18 protein-coding genes are annotated in these 15,847 nt (G+C 69.8%); 10 read left to right on the forward strand and 8 right to left on the reverse strand.

Annotation, left to right across the window (positions count from 1 at the left end; genetic code table 11):
- Positions 1-22 precede the first annotated feature (22 nt).
- Entirely contained in the window at positions 23-1,294 is a 1,272-nt protein-coding gene (locus QN152_01750; protein ID MDR7538244.1) for a Glu/Leu/Phe/Val dehydrogenase, read from the forward strand.
- Between the two features lie 83 nt (positions 1,295-1,377).
- On the opposite strand, the gene QN152_01755 is transcribed toward QN152_01750, so the two are convergent.
- The 3 genes from QN152_01755 to QN152_01765 all read right to left on the reverse strand — a co-directional run bounded on the left by QN152_01755 (position 1,378) and on the right by QN152_01765 (position 4,702).
- Positions 1,378-3,327: an aconitate hydratase gene (locus tag QN152_01755; GenBank protein ID MDR7538245.1), complete on the reverse strand. Its 1,950-nt coding sequence runs from the start codon at positions 3,325-3,327 to the stop codon at positions 1,378-1,380.
- Positions 3,328-3,393: 66 nt separating this feature from the next.
- On the reverse strand, positions 3,394-3,822 hold the full coding sequence (locus tag QN152_01760) for a response regulator (protein MDR7538246.1): 429 nt from the start codon (positions 3,820-3,822) through the stop codon (positions 3,394-3,396).
- A gap of 187 nt (positions 3,823-4,009) precedes the next feature.
- A complete protein-coding gene (locus QN152_01765; GenBank protein MDR7538247.1) occupies positions 4,010-4,702 on the reverse strand; it encodes a response regulator transcription factor in 693 nt (230 codons plus the stop codon).
- A 154-nt stretch (positions 4,703-4,856) separates the two neighbouring features.
- Here QN152_01765 and QN152_01770 point away from each other — a divergent pair, with 154 nt between their 5' ends.
- From QN152_01770 to QN152_01780, 3 genes are all read left to right on the forward strand, one after another.
- Complete coding sequence (locus tag QN152_01770) at positions 4,857-5,417, forward strand: TlpA disulfide reductase family protein (GenBank protein ID MDR7538248.1); 561 nt, start codon at positions 4,857-4,859, stop codon at positions 5,415-5,417.
- 47 nt (positions 5,418-5,464) lie between these two features.
- Entirely contained in the window at positions 5,465-6,241 is a 777-nt protein-coding gene (locus tag QN152_01775; protein ID MDR7538249.1) for a vitamin K epoxide reductase family protein, read from the forward strand.
- Between the two features lie 123 nt (positions 6,242-6,364).
- Entirely contained in the window at positions 6,365-6,718 is a 354-nt protein-coding gene (locus QN152_01780; GenBank protein MDR7538250.1) for a DUF3795 domain-containing protein, read from the forward strand.
- Between the two features lie 54 nt (positions 6,719-6,772).
- Here QN152_01780 and QN152_01785 read toward each other — a convergent pair whose 3' ends face one another.
- From QN152_01785 to QN152_01805, 5 genes are all read right to left on the reverse strand, one after another.
- Positions 6,773-7,888: a HAMP domain-containing sensor histidine kinase gene (locus QN152_01785; protein MDR7538251.1), complete on the reverse strand. Its 1,116-nt coding sequence runs from the start codon at positions 7,886-7,888 to the stop codon at positions 6,773-6,775.
- A complete protein-coding gene (locus QN152_01790) occupies positions 7,881-8,579 on the reverse strand; it encodes a response regulator transcription factor (GenBank protein ID MDR7538252.1) in 699 nt (232 codons plus the stop codon). The genes QN152_01785 and QN152_01790 overlap by 8 nt, the downstream gene beginning before the upstream one ends.
- A gap of 18 nt (positions 8,580-8,597) precedes the next feature.
- Complete coding sequence (locus tag QN152_01795) at positions 8,598-8,936, reverse strand: SHOCT domain-containing protein (protein MDR7538253.1); 339 nt, start codon at positions 8,934-8,936, stop codon at positions 8,598-8,600.
- A gap of 12 nt (positions 8,937-8,948) precedes the next feature.
- Positions 8,949-9,695 carry a hypothetical protein gene (locus QN152_01800; GenBank protein MDR7538254.1) on the reverse strand — a complete coding sequence of 249 codons (747 nt, stop codon included), beginning with the start codon at positions 9,693-9,695 and terminating at the stop codon, positions 8,949-8,951.
- 86 nt (positions 9,696-9,781) lie between these two features.
- Complete coding sequence (locus QN152_01805; GenBank protein MDR7538255.1) at positions 9,782-9,904, reverse strand: hypothetical protein; 123 nt, start codon at positions 9,902-9,904, stop codon at positions 9,782-9,784.
- A 226-nt stretch (positions 9,905-10,130) separates the two neighbouring features.
- On the opposite strand from QN152_01805, the gene QN152_01810 reads away from it, so the two are divergent.
- The 6 genes from QN152_01810 to QN152_01835 form a co-directional block, all read left to right on the forward strand.
- A complete protein-coding gene (locus QN152_01810) occupies positions 10,131-10,724 on the forward strand; it encodes a DoxX family membrane protein (GenBank protein ID MDR7538256.1) in 594 nt (197 codons plus the stop codon).
- A gap of 195 nt (positions 10,725-10,919) precedes the next feature.
- Positions 10,920-12,245 (forward strand): serine hydroxymethyltransferase, encoded by a 1,326-nt coding sequence (gene glyA, locus QN152_01815; protein ID MDR7538257.1) that lies wholly within the window; start codon positions 10,920-10,922, stop codon positions 12,243-12,245.
- Between the two features lie 86 nt (positions 12,246-12,331).
- Positions 12,332-13,018, forward strand: a complete 687-nt coding sequence (locus QN152_01820) for a hypothetical protein (GenBank protein MDR7538258.1) — start codon at positions 12,332-12,334, stop codon at positions 13,016-13,018.
- Positions 13,015-14,133: a hypothetical protein gene (locus tag QN152_01825; protein ID MDR7538259.1), complete on the forward strand. Its 1,119-nt coding sequence runs from the start codon at positions 13,015-13,017 to the stop codon at positions 14,131-14,133. Before QN152_01820 ends, QN152_01825 begins: the two co-directional genes overlap by 4 nt.
- Before the next feature lie 95 nt (positions 14,134-14,228).
- Positions 14,229-14,912, forward strand: a complete 684-nt coding sequence (locus QN152_01830) for a phosphopantothenoylcysteine decarboxylase (protein MDR7538260.1) — start codon at positions 14,229-14,231, stop codon at positions 14,910-14,912.
- 76 nt (positions 14,913-14,988) lie between these two features.
- A partial coding sequence (locus QN152_01835; protein ID MDR7538261.1) for a hypothetical protein occupies positions 14,989-15,847 on the forward strand: 859 nt, incomplete at its 3' end.

The raw sequence follows: 15,847 nt of genomic DNA on the forward strand, positions 1-15,847 counted from the left end.
CTGCTACATAAGGAGGGAGACGATGAGCGCCAAGATCGCAGCCCCCATCGTGCGAGAAGATCCCTGGGAGATGGCGTTACGCCAGTTCAACCATGCCGCGGACTACCTGACGCTGAAGCGGGGCATCCGCGAGTTCCTCGCCTACCCCAAGCGGGAGCTGACGGTGAACTTCCCGGTGAAGATGGACGATGGGTCGGTGCGGATCTTCACCGGCTACCGGGTGCACCACAGCACTGTTCTGGGCCCCACCAAGGGCGGAATCCGTTACCACCCTGAGGTCACCCTGAACGAGGTGCGCGCCCTGGCCATGTGGATGACCTGGAAGTGCTCCGTGGCCGGCCTGCCCTACGGGGGGGGCAAGGGCGGCGTGGTGGTCAACCCCAAGGCGCTCTCCACCGAGGAGCTGGAGCGCCTCACCCGTCGCTACGCCACGGAGATCAGCGTCCTGATGAGCCCCGAGGGCGACATCCCCGCACCGGACGTGGGCACCAACCCCCAGACCATGGCCTGGATCATGGACACCTACAGCATGCACCACGGCTACTCCATCCCCGCCGTGGTCACCGGCAAGCCCATCTCCATCGGCGGCTCCCAGGGGCGCCTGGAGGCCACAGGGCGCGGCGTGACGATCGCCGCGCGTGAGGCCGCCCGGCACGTGGGGCTGCCGCTGCAAGGGGCCAGGGTCGTAGTCACCGGCTACGGCAACGTCAGCTCGGTGGCCGCCTACCTCCTGGCAGACCAGGGGTGCGCCATCGTGGGCGCCAGCGATTCCCGCGGAGGCATCTACAGCCCCAGGGGATTCGACCCTCGGGCATTGCTCAGGCACAAGGCGGAAACTGGCTCGGTGGTGGACTTCCCGGGCACGGAGCAGGTGCCCATCGAGGAGGTGGTCACCCTTCCCTGCGACATCCTGGTGCCCGGCGCGCTGGAGGGGGAGATCACCGCGAAGAACGCGGCCCAGATCAAAGCCCGGATCATCTGCGAAGGGGCCAACGGCCCCACCACGCCCGACGCCGACGAGATCCTGGAGAAGAAGGGGATCCTGGTCGTCCCGGACATCCTGGCCAACAGCGGCGGGGTGATCGTCTCCTATTTCGAGTGGGTGCAGGGACTGCAGCAGTTCTTCTGGACGGAGGAGGAGGTCAACGCCAACCTGGAGCGCACCATGGTGCGCAGCTTCGCCCAGGTGCTCAAGACAAGCCAGGAGAAGAAGACCAACCTGCGCACCGCCGCCCTGGTCCGGGCCATCGAGCGCGTGGCCGAGGCGCTGATGGTCCGCGGCATCTACCCGTAGGCCCTCCGCCGGCGGGACCGGGTGGCGTCAGATCCGGAGCTGCGCTGCCTGCAGGAGCGGGCAGCGTCGGCGTGGCCGGCCGGTCAGGCCGCCGGTGCGGGATGTTTATCCCGCATCATCCGCAGCACTCCGCCCCCCAGCAGGATCTCCACTTCCCGCGGGGTGAAGGCAGTGCGCAGCGGGATCTCCTCTCCGGTAGCCGCATGGCGCAGCACCAGGGGGTCTTGGCGGGCCAGGCGCGCCCGCACGTCGGGGATCTCCCACATCTCCCCCTGCTGCACCCTCGCGTAGTCTTCCTCCCGGGCAAATTCCAGCGGCAGGATGCCGAAGTTAATCAGGTTGCTGCGATGGATGCGGGCGAAGCTCTTGGCGATGACCGCTTTCAGGCCTAGGTACATGGGCGCGATGGCGGCGTGCTCGCGGCTGCTCCCCTGTCCGTAGTTGCTGCCCCCGACCACGAAGCCACCGCCGGCCTCCCGTGCCGCCTGAGCCCGCGCCGGGAAGTCGGGATCGATGCGGTGGAAGGTGAACTCGCTGATCGCCGGGATGTTGGAGCGCAGGGGCAACACGCGTGCTCCCGCAGGAAGGATGTGGTCGGTGGTGATGTTGTCCCCCACCTTGAGCAGCACCGGGCCGCGCAGGGAGGCAGGCAGGGGCTCGGGGATGGGCACGGGCTTGATGTTGGGACCCCGCTCGATCTCCACCGTCTGCCCTTCCGCCGGCGGCCGCAGGATCTGCCGGTCGTCCACCGGGTACACCTCGGGCTCTCGCACCTGCGGCGGAGGGCCCAGGCGGCGGGGGTCGGTGAGCTCCCCGGTCAGCGCCGCAGCGGCGGCCACCTCAGGGCTGGCCAGGAAGACCCGGTCCTGGGCTGTGCCGCTGCGCCCGGGGAAGTTCCGGTTGAAGGTGCGCACGGAGACGGCCCCGCTGGGCGGCGCCTGCCCCATGCCGATGCACGGCCCGCAGGCCAGCTCCAGGATCCGGGCGCCGGCGCGGGCGAGCTCCGCCAGCGTGCCGTCGGTGGCAGCCATCTGGTAGACCTGCAGGGAGCCCGGCGTCACCGTCAGGCTCACCGCCGGGTGGACGGTCTTGCCCCGCAGGACTTCCGCGGTGACCCGCAGGTCGCGGTAGCTGCTGTTCTGGCAGGACCCGATGCACACCTGGGCCACCGGCGTCCCCGCCACCGCGGAGACGGGCACCACCGCGTCCGGGCTGGAGGGCTGCGCCACCAGCGGCTCCAGCGCCCCCAGGTCCAGCTCGATCGTCTCCTGGTAGACGGCGTCCAGGTCCGGCTCCAGGGGAGCCCAGTCGCCCTCGCGGCGCTGAGCACAGAGAAAGCGGTAGGTCTGAGCGTCGCTGGGAAAGACGGCGGCGGTGGCGCCCAGCTCGGCGATCATGTTGGCGATGGCGGCGCGCTGGTAAACGTCCAGGTGCTCCAGCCCCTGGCCGCAAAACTCGAATATCTTCCCCACACCGCCCTTCACCGAGAGGCGGCGCAGCAATTCCAGGATCACGTCCTTGCCGGAGACCCACGGCCCCAGACGACCGGTCAGCCGCACCTGGACTACCACCGGCATGACCAGCCGGTAAGGCTCGCCAGCCATGGCCAGGGCCACGTCCAGGCCTCCCGCGCCAATGGCCAGCATCCCCAGCGCCCCGGCCGCGGTGGTGTGGCTGTCCGCCCCCAGCAGGACCCGCCCGGGGACGGCGAACCGCTGCAGGTGCACCTGGTGGCAGATCCCGTTGCCCGGCCGGCTGTAGAGCAGCCCGTAGCGCGCGGCGAAGGTGCGGAGGAAGCGGTGGTCGTCGGCGTTCTCGAAGCCGACCTGCAGCATGTTGTGGTCCACGTATACCACCGCGGGCCAGGTGCGTACCCGCTCCACGCCCATAGCCTCAAACTCCAGGGCGGCCATGGTGCCGGTGGCATCCTGCAGCAGCGTCTGGTCCACGCGCAGGGCGATCTCCCTCCCCGGCGTGAGTTCACCTTCCACCAGGTGCGCCTGGATAATTTTCTCGCTGACAGATCCGCTCATGGGCTCACCTCAACTGTCCGGAGGCAGTAGGCGGCAGTGCAGCCGGGGACAGCGAGCGTCCCGGGCTCACCGACCGCGGGCGCCGGTAACCTCCCGCAGGACCGGCATCAGGTCCCGGGTGATCAGGCGCTTCTGCAGCGAGGCGTCGGCGCCCAGGGCCTGAGCAGCCCGGATGTACTCCTCCCGCTCCTCCGGCAGCAGGGCTACCAGCAGCATGCCGGGACGGAACTGCTTGGCGGCCACGCAGGCGGGCAGCCCGGCGGGGCCGGAGAGCCACGGGTCCACCAGGAGGATGTCTGGCTGCGCCTCCCGGATCAGGCGGACCGCCTCCTCCATGGTACCCACCGAGCCAACCACAAGGAAGCGGCTGTCTGCGGCCAGCACCTGGCCGATGACCTCGCGGGTCGCCGGATAGGCGTCCGCGATGATCACGCGCAGCACCGCAGATGCCGCAGGACGCGAGACCTCTTGTCCCGGGGAGAATGGTACGGACATCAGCACTCCTTCTGCTATGCGGGAGCGGGCGACGCCTGGCCCCGAGGCGAGGATGGTGTCTCCGGGAGGCCGCCTCCCGGAGGTCGCGCCCGCTCCCACGGTGAGCCTACTGCCCTGCCAGCATCATCACCATCCGACACCCGGCTGATTCGTCATCAGGTGCCCGCCCGAAGAGCCCGCTGGCGAGCTAGGGGGGAATCAGGCCCTTGCGCACCGCGTAGCGCACCAGGAGGCTGCGGTCGTGCAGGTCCAGCTTCTTCATGATGTGTGCGCGGTGCGTCTGCACGGTCTTCACGCTGATAACCAGCCGTTCGGCGATCTGCGCGTTGGTCAGCCCCTCGGCGATGAGCACCAGGATCTCCCGCTCCCGGTAGGTCAGGCCGCCGTAGCGCTCGCTGCCCTCCCCGGTGCGCAGACGCTCCAGGTAGTCCTGCACGATGCTCTGGGCCACCGCAGGATAGAGGAAGGTCTCTCCGCGGGCCGTGGCCCGCACCGCCTCCACCAGGTCGCTGGCCGCCGCCCGCTTGAGGACGTAGCCCGCCGCGCCCAGCCGCAGCAACTGAAAGAGGTAGGACTGCTCCTCGTGCATGGTCAGGATCAGCACCTCCACTCCGGGGAGCGCCTCCTTGATGGCCTGGGTCGCCTCCACCCCGGAGAGCTTGGGCATGCTGATGTCCATGACCACCACGTCGGGGTTCAGCCGGCGGGCCAGCTGGACCGCCTCCTCCCCATCCGCCGCCTCTCCCACCACCTCGAAATCGGGCTGCGCCTCCAGGATCATGCGGATCCCTTCCCGGACCACGGCATGGTCATCCGCCAGGAGGATCCGTACTTTGGTAGAGGTGGACTGGGGAGAGGTGGGCGGGACTGACCGGGACATCGATCGCCTCCTGCAGCCAGCCTACCAGCGCCGCCCGAGGCAACACATCGGACGAAGATCCGATTTGCGCCATCGGGCGAAAGCAGGAGGGAGGGGAAAATCGGGTTTGAGCCCGATGGACGCCTCCGGGCCTTGCCCCCGACCATGGGAAGCGATGCGTCTCCGCTCCCTGCTGCTGCGGCTGGCCTGGATTCTTCCCCTGGTGGCGGTCCTGGCTGTCCTGGGTGCGGCGGTGCTGCGGGCGGGACGGTCGACTTCCATTGCCGCCGCCCTGGCCCGGGGGCACCGCCCCCCCGCCCCGGCCTTCCGCCTATCCACTCTGGAGGGGCGCGCCCTGGACCTTGTGGAACTGCGGGGCCGCCCGGTGGTGTTGAACTTCTGGGCGTCGTGGTGCGGACCGTGCAGGGAGGAGGCCCCTCTGCTGGAACGGGCCTGGCAGACCTACCGCTACAGGGGGCTGGTGGTCGTGGGGGTGAATATTCAGGACCTGGAAGCCGACGCGCGGCGCTTCATCCGGGAGAACGGGATCACCTATCCCAACGTGCGCGATCGCGACGGCAGGGTGAACCGGGCCTACGGGGTCACGGGCGTTCCGGAGACGTTCTTCATCGACCCCGTCGGCCGCATCGTCAGGAAGTTCCCGGGGGCGGTGGTGACGTGGCGACCGTGGGAGGAGGCTATCGAGCAGCTGCTGGGGGACGCGGGGGCAAGGTAGCCAGGGGACGGGGAAAGGCGATAGCCCCCCGGGCGGTCGACTCCTGGTTGGCACTACTGGCCGGCACCGGCGTGCTGCTCTCCGGATACCTGGTGGCTACGCGGGCGCTGCACGCGCCGGCGTACTGCCCGGCAGGATCTGGCTGCGACATCGTGCAATCCAGCCGCTACGGCGTGCTATTCGGTATCCCCGTCAGCGTCCTGGGGCTACTTTTCTACGGGTTCCTGCTGGCGCTGGCCCTGCGCCGCCTCACCCATGTGGCCCGCTTTGCGCTGTTGCTCCCCACGGCCTCCGCAGGCGTTGCCGCATCGGCGGTGTTCGTGGGTATCCAGCAGCTGGTCGTGCGCGCCACCTGCACTCTCTGTCTGCTATCCGCCTTCCTCGCCCTGGGCATCCTGACCCTGGCGCTGGTCCGCCGACCGCGTCCGGCATCCGCCGGCTCGTGGTTGTGGAGCGGCGGTGCCGCGCTGGCCGTGGTTGCCCTCCTGGCGGTGGGCTATGGGCGCTCGGCCCCGGGGCCGGCGGTCAGTGGGTATGCCGAGGGGCTGGCCCGCCACCTGGCCGCCAGCGGGGCGCGCTTCTACGGCGCCTACTGGTGCCCGCACTGCCAGGACCAGAAGGCCATCTTCGGGCGGGCGGCCCGCGCGCTCCCCTACATCGAATGCGACCCTCGCGGCGTTGCCGCGCAGCCCCAGGCCTGCATCAGCGCAGGCATCCGCGCCTACCCCACCTGGGACATCGGCGGGAAGCGCTATGAGGGCTTCCTCAGCCTGGACGAGCTGGCCCGCCTCTCCGGCTATCCACCGCCAGGGGGAGGGCAATGATGTATATGGCCGCCAGAATACGTTGGAGGCCTGATAGGCACCGTGCGGCCAGGTGCTACGCTGAACTAAGGGGTGAGGGCGATGAAGGCGGCGGCTTCCGCGGGAAAGCAACGGAGGGAGAAAGTGCGCCCCCAGGACTTCGCCGGGATCTGCGGCATCTACTGGGAGGGCAGCGCCTGGTACGATGTCCTCCCAGCGGAGTGTGCCACGCAGGAGGAGGTGGACCTGGGCAAGTTCTGCCCGGTCTACGCCTGCGCCAGGGAACGCGGTGTCCCCCACTGCGGCGTCTGCACCGACTTTCCCTGCCACCTGCTGGTGAACCTGGCGGCGCAGAGCGGAGGCAACGACCTGCGCATTGAGTCGGCGGCGCGGCGCGCCCAGGTGGGCGACAAGGCCTGGGCGGACTGGGCCCGCGACCAGAAGCTCTGGCTCACCGCCTTCTGCCCGCTGCGCAACCAGCCGCTGCGCCCGGCCTGATCGTCCCGTCCCCCTCGCCGTAGCCTCTCGTCCGAGAGGGGCGTCCCCGCCAGGTCAGCTGACCGGGCCCGGAGGCTGCAGCGGCAGGGCGAACCCGAAGGTGCTGCCCCCACCCGGACGGCTGCGAGCCCAGACACGGCCCCCGTGGGACTCGACCAGGGCCTTCACGATGGTCAGGCCCAGCCCCGCGCCCCCCGTCGTCCGGGCGCGCGAGCGATCCACCCGGTAGAAGCGCTCGAAGACGTACGGCAGCTCCTCCTCCGGGATACCGGGACCGGAGTCGCTTACCTCCACCACACCCTCGGTGGCATCGCGCCGCACGGCAACGGCCACGCCGCCACCCTCCGTGTAGCGCAGTGCGTTGGACAGCAAGTTTTGCAGGACCTGGGCGATGCGGTCGCGATCGGCGACCACGGGAAGGGCACCCGCGGCGTGCACCGTCAGCGCAATCCCCTTCTCCTCGGCCAGCGGCCGGGAGAGCTCCACCACCTCACGGGCCAGGGCGGCCAGGTCTGTAACCCGCCGATCCAGCGGGAGCTGCCCCTGCTGCGCCAGGGAGAGGTCGCGCAGGTCGCGCACCAGGCGGGTCAGCACCCGGATCTGCGCGTGCAGCGAGGCCAGACGATCAGGTGACGTCTCCACCACGCCGTCCAGCATCCCCTCCACGTTGGCCTGGAGGACGGCAAGCGGGGTCCCCAGCTCGTGGGCGATGTCGGCAAGCAACCGGCGCCGGGCCTCCTCCGCGCGGCGCAGGTCCGCAGCCATGGCATTGAACGTACGGGCCAGCTCCCCCAGCTCGTCGTCGCCTTCTGCCGGCACCGTGGAGGTCAGGTCTCCCGCCCCGATGCGCCCGGCGGCGTCCGCCAGTCGCCGCAGCGGAGCGGTGATGCGGCGCGCCGTCAGCGTCCCCACCACCGCAGCCAGGACCGCGCCGGCCAGGGCCGCCAGCCAGGTGGCGCGGCGTACATCCGCCAGCAGCCGCCGCTCCGGGGCGCCCATCATCTGCGTCATCATCTGGCGCATGCCCGGCATGGGCATCCCCGATGCGTGCCGCAGGTAGGTGTCGACACGCTGCGCCGTCAGCCTGGCGCTGATCAGCCCCACCGCGGCCACGGACAGCCAGGCCGCCGCCACCATGGCCAGGACCAGCCGCCAGCGCAGGCTACTCACGGGAGGCCTCAGCCAAGCGATAGCCCACGCGGTGCACGGTGAGGATGTAGCGGGGATGCCTGGGGTCGGGCTCCAGCTTCTGCCGCAGGTTCTTGATGTGGGCGTCGATGGTGCGCTCGTACCCTTCGTAGGCGTAACCCTGCACCTGATCCAGCAGCTGCAGTCGGGTGAAGACACGCCCGGGGTGGCGGGCCAGGGTGAGGAGCAGGCGGAACTCGGTAGGGGTGAGGTGTAGCGGCGTCCCGCCGCGGAAGGCCTCCATCCGGGAGGGATCGATCTCCAGGTCCCCCACCCGCACCACCTCGCCCGGGGCCGCCTCCGTGCCCCGGGCGCGCCGCAGCACCGCGCGCACCCGGGCCACCAGTTCCCGCGGGCTGAAGGGTTTGGTGATGTAGTCGTCGGCGCCCAGCTCCAGACCCACCAGCTTGTCCGCCTCGTCGTCGCGAGCCGTGAGCATGATCACGGGGGTGGAGCCCTCCTGCCGGATGCGCCGGCAGACCTCCCACCCGTCCAGCCCGGGGAGCATCAGGTCCAGCAGGACGAGGTCGGGCCGCAGACGCCGGAACTCGTCCACGGCCCGTTGCCCCTCGGATGCCACCACCACCCGGTACCCGTCCCGCTCCAGGTAGCGGCGCACCACGTCCACGATGGCGGCCTCGTCCTCCACCAGGAGGACCGTCTTCCCCTGCATGGCCGTCCCAGCCGCCCGCTACTGCAGGGTCTTTTTCAGCTCCGCGTACTGCTCCGGAGTGATTTCGCCCCGGGCCAGCCGCTGCTTAAGGATCTCCAGTGCTCCGTTGGGGGCTTCGCGCCGGGTGAAGGCCAGCACGATGAGCACCACACCCGCCACCAGCAGCAGGAGCGTCAGCAGCCCGAACCCGCCGATCCATCCGAAGCCCCGGCCGTATCCCCAGCCGCCCATCATGCCGGGCCCCATCATCCCCGGGCCCATCATCCCGAACCCGCCCAGGGTCATCCCCAGCACAGGCAGGAGCACCAGCACGCCCAGAACTACCAGCAACACCACCGTCAGATCCCGCGAGGTCATGACTGTCCTCCTTTAAAGCTCCTTCTCCCGGATGAATGTCCCGTGCCAGGTGTGATACCAGACCTGGCCGGTGTAGGCATTGACGCTGAGCATGCCGAAGGTCTTGCCGTTGCGCTCCGCGTCAAAGGTGAAGTAGCCGTAGAACTCTGTCCCGTGGTCCGGCGCTGCTCCCGGAAAGGCGCGGCTGAGGAACTCCCGGGCGATCTGCCGCGCCCGCTCTCGGCCAAGCGGTGCCGCCGCCTGTCCCGGAGCATAGCCGGGCCCGTATCCGGGACCGCCCGGACCCATCATCCCCGGAGCCCAGCCCGGGCCCCCGGGGCCCCATCCCGGGCCACCCCATCCCATCATCCCGGGGCCGCCCATCATCCCGGGGCCAAAGCCGAAGCCCCCCATGTGGCCGTACTTGACGTTCCACATCATGTTGGGGCCGGGCTCGGGACGGACGACGCCGTTGCGCTCAACGATCAGCTCCATGGCGCCCTTTCCCGTGCTCTTCTCCACCACCAGCACGTAGAAGTGGTTGGAGAACTCCATCACTTCCTTGGGCTGCAGGTCCGCATAGCCGACCGCAGCCAGGACCTCCTTCACCCGCTCGACGGCGCCGTCGATGGTCAGGGGCCCGCGGACTGTCAGGCTGGGGGCGGCGGAGCCGAATCCCCAGCACCCCGCACCCCACCCGGGTTGGGCCACCGCTGGTACAGCCAGAGCTGCGGCCAGGGCAAGAACACCCAGACCGGCAAACAGGTAACGTCGAGACATCTCTCATCACCTCCAACGTCACCGTAAGGCCCCGGGGTGAATCGCCGGTGCAGCGATTGTGAAGAAATTTTGAACGTGCCGCGGGCCTACGCCCTCATGGCGCGAAACCACAGCCTTGCCACATAGGCGGTGTAGACGCCCATGGCCGCGATGGCAAGTCCCAGGGCAAATCCTAAGATAAGAGCCAGAGAGCGGGCGAATCGCATCATCCGCAACCTCCTGTCCCCACCATACACTACGCTTCCCCCTCCCGAACACCACGCTTCCCCCCTCCCGTCGCCCCGCCCTCCCCATGCCGCCGGGCCCGGTCCTTTCCGCCTATCAGCACCCGATCCGAATGGAGAATGCCGCATCCGCCTGATGCCCGAATCGGACTTTCGCCGTATTTCTCCGCCTAAACCGGTAGGATAGGCTGTGCTCGGGAGGTGACAGTCGATGGCAAGAGTCGTAGTCAAGGATCACGTGATCGAGGACCCCCCGGTGGCCCGGTTCCTCTTCAGCAGTACCACCATGGCCTGGGTCTGGCTCGTGGTGCGGGTCTGGGTGGGGTATCAGTGGATCAACGCCGCGTTGCACAAGATCTCCGACCCCGCCTGGATGCAGACGGGCGCTGCCCTGAAGGGTTTCTGGGAGCGGGCGGTAGCCATCCCGCAGGGGGGAAGGCCGCCCATCGCCTTCGACTGGTACCGGGAGTTCATCCGGTGGCTGCTGAACACCCAGAGCTACACCTGGTTCGCCAAGCTGGTCACCTACGGCGAACTCCTGGTGGGCATCGCCCTGGTGCTGGGCGCCTTCGTGGGCGTGGCCGCCTTCTTCGGCGCCCTGATGAACTGGAACTTCATGATGGCGGGAGCCGCCAGCACGAACCCCGTCCTCTTCACCCTGGCCATCCTGCTGCTGCTGGCCTGGAAGGTGGCCGGCTACATCGGGCTGGACTACTACCTGCTGGCCTGGCTGGGCACCCCCTGGCGGCCGGGACGGATATTCAAGATGCGCGACCAGAACCAGTCGGAGACCTCAATGGCCTGATCCCGTGAATACCATCCGGGCTGGCAGAGCAGAGCCAGGCCGGGAGGGTGCAGCGGGGCGGCGTCGGAGATGCGGCGCCGCCTTCGCCTTGTCATGGGTGATGGAGGCGCATCCAGTTCCCCTGGCGGCGTGAAAACCCGGGATGCGGGGTTGTAGTATGGAGCGGGCACCCTGGACCTCCTGGAGGAGAGGCGCATGGCCCTGAGGGAACAGGATCCCGCTGTCTACACCATCCTGGAAGCAGAGCGACGTCGCCAGCTGGAAGGCGTCGAGCTCATCCCTTCCGAGAACTACGTCTCTGCCGCCGTGCTTGCGGCCATGGGGTCCATCTTCACCAACAAGTACTCGGAGGGCTATCCCGGACGGCGGTACTACGGCGGCAACGAGCACGTGGACGAGGTCGAGCGCCTGGCCCAGGAGCGGGCGAAGGCGCTCTTCGGCACCCCCCACGCCAACGTCCAGCCGTACTCCGGCAGCCCCGCCAATCTGGCCGTGTACTTCACCACCTGCCGGCCCGGGGATGTGGTCATGGGCCAGAACCTGCCCGACGGCGGCCACCTCACCCACGGCTGGAGCGTCAGCATCACCGGAACCTACTATCGCAGCGTTCCCTACCACGTGAAGGCGGATGGCTACATCGACATGGAGGAGGTGCGCCGCCTGGCCCGGGAGCACCGTCCCCGGCTGATCTGGTGCGGGGCCACCGCGTACCCCCGAGAATTCCCCTTCGAGGAGTTTGCCGCGGTGGCCGACGAGGTGGACGCCTACTTCGCCGCCGACATCTCCCACGTCGCCGGCCTGATCGTGGCCGGCGTGCACAAGAGCCCCACGCCCTACGCGCATGTCATCACCACCACAACCCACAAGACGCTGCGCGGTCCTCGCGGCGCCATGATCCTGGTCACCCAGCGCGGGCTGTCCCGGGACCCGGAGCTGGCCGAGAAGATCGACCGTGCCGTCTTCCCCGGCCTGCAGGGCGGCCCCCACGACCACACCACCGCCGCCATCGCCGTGGCCCTGGGGGAGGCCATGCGCCCGGAGTTCAAGGCCTACGGGGCGCAGGTGGTGCACAACGCCAGAGCCCTGGCCGCCAGCCTGGCTGCCCGCGGCTTCACGGTGGTCACCGGCGGCACCGACAACCACATGCTGCTGCTCGACCTGACCCCCACCGGCCCGGGGCGCGGCCTCTTCCTGCAGGAGGCCCTGGACCGTGTGGGCATCACCGTGAATAAGAACACCATCCCCGGCGAGCCCAGCACCCCCTTCTATCCCTCCGGGGTCCGCCTGGGCACGCCCGCCGCCACCACCCGGGGGATGCGCGAGGGGGAGATGGAGCAGCTGGCGGCCTGGATTGCCGCCGTAGCCGAACGGATCGAGGCGTTCCAGATGCCCGCCGACCGCAAGGCCCGCGCCCGGGTGCTGCAGGAGTTCCGCCGGACCGTACAGACCGACACGACCCTGGCCCGCCTGCGCGAAGAGGTCCGCCGTTTCTGCGTGCGCTTCCCCCTCCCGGGGATGTAAGCACGAGCGCACCATGCGTTTCCTTCCATGCCCTTCATCCGCCGCGGCCACGTGTGCTGTCTTCGACGGTCCGTGGATGTTTACACATGTCGATGCACAGGACTGACGCCCCCTTAAGCCGCCGCGGGCTGCTGCTGGTCAGCCTGCCGCGCAACGACCGCGACCTGGCCCAGGCGGCCATCGACGGAGGGGCGCATCTCCTCAAGGTGCACGTCAACGTCCGCCACCGCGCCGCGGGGACGGTCTTCGGTTCGCTGGCGGAGGAGATGGACCGTCTGAACGCCATCCTGGAGCTGGGCCTGCCCACCGGGCTTGTGCCAGGGGAGGAACGCATGGTCAGCCCCGGAGAACTCCCCCTGCTGCGACGCTTCGCCTTCCTGGACGCCTACCTGACACACCTGCCGCTGTTCCTGTACGCCGCAGAGGTACCGGTGGTGCCGGCGATCCCCCACGACTACCCCGCGGAGGCCCTTACGTTTCTCCACCACCTCCCCGGGGAGTGGGCGGAGGCGGCCCTGGTGCCACCGGAGGGGTACGGGCGCCCTCCTGCGGAGGAAGACTTCGCGGCCCTGGCGCGCGCTGGAGAGAGAAGCGGCCGCCGGCTGATCGTCCCCACGCAACGGCACATTCGCCCCGAGGACCTGGAGCGCTATTTCGCCCTGCCCGCCGTCTGGGCGTTGATGATTGGCGTCGTCGTCACCGGTGGCGACCCCGGCGGCATCCGGTCGGCCACGCAGGCTTTCCGCCGCCGGCTGGAGAGGATTTTCGCATGATCGTCGAGGCCACCGCCCCCACGCGCATCGACCTGGCCGGCGGCACTCTGGATATCTACCCCATCTACCTGCTGGAGGACGGCGCCCTCACCATCAACCTGGCCATCACCATCGGCACCCGTGCCCGCCTGGAGCCCTACTCCGGCGGCGTCGCCGTCTACGCCCGGGACCTGGGGGTAGGCGTGGAAGCCCCCACCGCCGCCGCGCTCCCCGTAGGCGGACCGCTGGACCTGGTGCTGCGCACCGTTCGCTATTGCGGGCTGCCAGCGCGCACCCGTGTGATTACCGCCTCCCAGGCGCCACAGGGCTCTGGGTTGGGCGCCTCCTCCTCGCTGCTCGTTGGCCTGCTGGCCGCGTGCGCCCGGTGGCGCGGCCGGCGTCCGGGCTCCCTGCTGTCTCGGCGTCCGGGCCCCCTGCCGTCTCGCCCCCGCAGGCCGGTGAGCGGAGGCACCGTCTCCTCGCTCCCCTCGCCGCGTCCTGACCTGGTTGACCTCGCCTCCCGCCTGGAAGCGCAGTCCATCAACGCGCCCACCGGCAAGCAGGATTACTACGCGGCGCTCTGTGGTGGCCTCAACGCCATCTGGTTCGGCCTCGACCAGACAGTGGTGGAGCCCCTGCTCCCGCCCCGCCGCCTGGGCGGTCTGGCCGAGCACCTGGTCCTGACCTTCACCGGCGCGCCGCACACCTCGGGCCTGACCAACTGGAGCATGGTGCGGGCCTACCTGGACGGCGTCGCCGGGACGACGCGGGGGCTGCGCGCCATCGGCCGCATCAGCCGGGAGATGCGGGACGCCCTGCGGCAGGGGGACCTGCACGCCTGCGCTCGCCTGCTGCGTGCGGAGTGGGAGCAGCGGCGGGGACTGGCCGAGGGCGTGAGTACGCCCCAGGTGGAGCGGGCCATGGCCGTGGCCCGGAGGGCGGGGGCGCTGGCCAGCAAGGTCTGCGGGGCCGGTGGAGGCGGCTGCGTGGTCTCCCTGGTCCCGGCAGAACGCAGGGGTGCGGTAGAGCGCGCGCTGGAGGAGGCCGGATTCCGCGTCCTGCCCTTTCGGGCGGCGCGGCGGGGACTGCGGGTGGTGACCCGGCCCTCGCAGACCAGGACGCAGGCGGGCCAATGACGCGCCGCAACCTGGCCGTCGTGCTTACCTGGCAGGCGGCAGCAGTTCGCCCCGCCGCCGTCGAATAGGAGGTCGGTTAGGAGGTCGGTGCCATCATGAGCCTGCGCGGCAGGAAGTTCCTGATCACAGCCGGTCCCACCCGCGCCCCCATGGACGCCATCCGCTACATCACCAACAAGTCCACGGGCCGGCTGGGCGCGCTGCTGGCGGAGGAGGCGCTGCGCCGAGGCGCTTCCGTTACGTTCGTCCACGGGCGCCCCAGCGTCGTACCCACGGTCCGCGGCTGGGTACACGACCACCTGACCCTGATCGCCATCGACACCGTGCACGACCTCATCCGCACCTTCCGCCAGGAGCTGCCCAGGGGCTACGACGCGGTGATCCACAACATGGCAGTGCTGGACTTCGAGCCGGCGGAGCTCCGCCCGGGCAAGACCGGCTCCGGGGAGTCGGAGTGGGTGATCCGCCTGGTCCCCACGCCCAAGGCCGTCAACCTGGTGAAGGAACTGGCGCCGCAGACCTTCCTGGTCGCCTTCAAGCTGGAAGTGGGCCGACCGCGAAACGAGCTGATAGCCAGCGCGCTGGATCTGCTGCGCAAGAGCCGCTGTGACCTGGTGGTAGCCAACGATCAGAAGGAGATCGAGGCCGGCGAGCACACGGGCTACGTGGTCGATCCCTCCGGCGAGGTGCTGGCGGTGGCCCAGGGCAAGGAGGCCATCGCCCGCACGCTCATCCGCCTGGTAGAGGAGCGCCTGAACCGCCGGCCGCCCGGCGGGTAAACTTTGCTGTGTCGCGCTAGGCCCGCTGCAGGTAGATTCGCCTTGTGGCGCCCCGTCCTGTTCGGGTAGATTTGCCGTGTGGCGTCGCGCTCTCTATCGGATCCTGCTGGGGGTCGCCCTGGCCGCCGGGGGGTCCCTCTGGAATCTCCCCGGCGCATTGAGTTCTGGCGTGACGCAGGTCACCTTCACCGCGCTAGGCGTGGACATCCGCCCCGAGCACGACGACCCGCGGGTGCTGGTCATCTACCGCGGCACGCTCAGCGCCCAGGCCTCGCTGCCCTACCCGCTCACCTTTACCATCCCGGCCGGTGCGCGGGTGCACGCCGCCGCCTACCGCCGCGACGGGCAGCTCTTCGCCGCGCAGTACCAGACGGAGCGGGAGGGGGAGCGGACGCGGGTGACGTTCCTCACCCCCGTGCCGGGATTCCAGTTCGAGTACTACGCCGACCTGCTCACCGGACGCCCCCAGAGGACCTTTACTGTCGAGCTGGCCTTCCCGCTTGCCGTCGAGGCGCTGGAGGTCTCCGTGGAGCGGCCCCTGCGTTCGACCGGCTTCACCCTGACCCCGGCCCCTGCCCGCATCGCCACCGGCGGAGGTTTCACATACTACCTCTATGCCGAGGACCGCTGGCCGGCAGGCAAGGTGTGGAGCGTGCGCGGGACCTACCGCAAGGAGGACGATGAGCCATCGCTACCGCGCACTGCGGCCCTTCCGGGCCCCGCCTCTCCCGGCGTCCTGCAACCGGGGGTTGCGCCGCCGGGCGGACCCGGGCCTTTGGTCTGGCTCCTCCCGGCCCTGCTGGGGATCATCACCGGGGTGGCCGGAAGCCTGGCAGTGATGTGGCTGCGCGGGATCTGGACGGGCCGCGGCGCCGACACCCGCGGATGGGATCAGAACGGCATAGGTGGTCGCGGCACCGGCGCTGGCGGGCGGG

The sequence above is a fragment of the Armatimonadota bacterium genome (genome assembly GCA_031459715.1).
Lineage (GTDB): Bacteria > Sysuimicrobiota > Sysuimicrobiia > Sysuimicrobiales > Humicultoraceae > Humicultor > Humicultor tengchongensis.

What these genes read in the sequence shown, in the direction of transcription:
- QN152_01800 (MDR7538254.1), bottom strand. Translation starts at nt 9,695, where the DNA reads ATGTCTCGACGTTACCTGTTTGCCGGTCTGGGTGTTCTTGCCCTGGCC.
- QN152_01795 (MDR7538253.1), bottom strand. Translation starts at nt 8,936, where the DNA reads ATGACCTCGCGGGATCTGACGGTGGTGTTGCTGGTAGTTCTGGGCGTG.
- QN152_01750 (MDR7538244.1), top strand. Translation starts at nt 23, where the DNA reads ATGAGCGCCAAGATCGCAGCCCCCATCGTGCGAGAAGATCCCTGGGAG.
- QN152_01790 (MDR7538252.1), bottom strand. Translation starts at nt 8,579, where the DNA reads ATGCAGGGGAAGACGGTCCTCCTGGTGGAGGACGAGGCCGCCATCGTG.
- QN152_01765 (MDR7538247.1), bottom strand. Translation starts at nt 4,702, where the DNA reads ATGTCCCGGTCAGTCCCGCCCACCTCTCCCCAGTCCACCTCTACCAAA.
- QN152_01810 (MDR7538256.1), top strand. Translation starts at nt 10,131, where the DNA reads ATGGCAAGAGTCGTAGTCAAGGATCACGTGATCGAGGACCCCCCGGTG.
- QN152_01805 (MDR7538255.1), bottom strand. Translation starts at nt 9,904, where the DNA reads ATGATGCGATTCGCCCGCTCTCTGGCTCTTATCTTAGGATTTGCCCTG.
- QN152_01825 (MDR7538259.1), top strand. Translation starts at nt 13,015, where the DNA reads ATGATCGTCGAGGCCACCGCCCCCACGCGCATCGACCTGGCCGGCGGC.
- QN152_01760 (MDR7538246.1), bottom strand. Translation starts at nt 3,822, where the DNA reads ATGTCCGTACCATTCTCCCCGGGACAAGAGGTCTCGCGTCCTGCGGCA.
- QN152_01830 (MDR7538260.1), top strand. Translation starts at nt 14,229, where the DNA reads ATGAGCCTGCGCGGCAGGAAGTTCCTGATCACAGCCGGTCCCACCCGC.
- glyA (MDR7538257.1), top strand. Translation starts at nt 10,920, where the DNA reads ATGGCCCTGAGGGAACAGGATCCCGCTGTCTACACCATCCTGGAAGCA.
- QN152_01770 (MDR7538248.1), top strand. Translation starts at nt 4,857, where the DNA reads ATGCGTCTCCGCTCCCTGCTGCTGCGGCTGGCCTGGATTCTTCCCCTG.
- QN152_01820 (MDR7538258.1), top strand. Translation starts at nt 12,332, where the DNA reads ATGTCGATGCACAGGACTGACGCCCCCTTAAGCCGCCGCGGGCTGCTG.
- QN152_01755 (MDR7538245.1), bottom strand. Translation starts at nt 3,327, where the DNA reads ATGAGCGGATCTGTCAGCGAGAAAATTATCCAGGCGCACCTGGTGGAA.